This window comes from Caballeronia sp. LZ033 (assembly GCF_031451265.1).
GTDB lineage: Bacteria > Pseudomonadota > Gammaproteobacteria > Burkholderiales > Burkholderiaceae > Caballeronia.
Window position 1 is genome coordinate 1 of the sequence record NZ_JARUXQ010000046.1, and the last position, 563, is coordinate 563.

General features: G+C 64.8%; 1 protein-coding gene. It reads right to left on the reverse strand.

All coding sequences use genetic code 11. From position 1 onward, the window contains the following. Positions 1 to 563, reverse strand: a 563-nt coding sequence (locus QCE62_RS35115; RefSeq protein ID WP_309928023.1) for a hypothetical protein, incomplete at both ends; no start/stop codon positions are given.

The following is a 563-nucleotide window of genomic DNA, read 5'->3' on the forward strand; positions in this document are numbered from 1 at the left end:
CTCGTACAACCCATCGCCCAGGCGTTTCTGTACTTTCTGCGGATCGAGGTCGAGTTGCCGCAAGAAGTAGTCGCTCGAGATGAAGCTCCGCTGGTTCGTGAAAGCCGGATTGGTCGCGATGAGATAGGTCGCGTCCGGCGCACTCGTGCGGCTGAACAGGCCGCCCTGCGGAACCGAGAGGTTCTGCAACACGCCTTGCGCCGTCGCACCCGCGATCACGGGATCGACCCAGCTCGCGCCGCCGATCGCCGGTGATCCGGGCCGCGTGCCAAGGTCGCCAATCACGACGCCTGAACCCGCCTGAGCCGGAGCGAGTCCGATGGACGGCAAGCCCGCGTTGGCCGCCGTGTTGTCGATGCTCACACCCGAGCCGGAGAGTGTGCGGCCCGCGACGAAGCTCGATTCGTAGGCGGGCAGCGCGTAGGTGCGGATATCGGCGGGCGCGATTTGCGCGTAGCCACCCAGACGACTGCCGACAAACGGCGCATCGCCGAACGGCAGCGTCCAGTTGTGTTCCGAGTCGTCGTAGTTGTTGTAGTGGTAATAGCCCGAGTACGTCACCT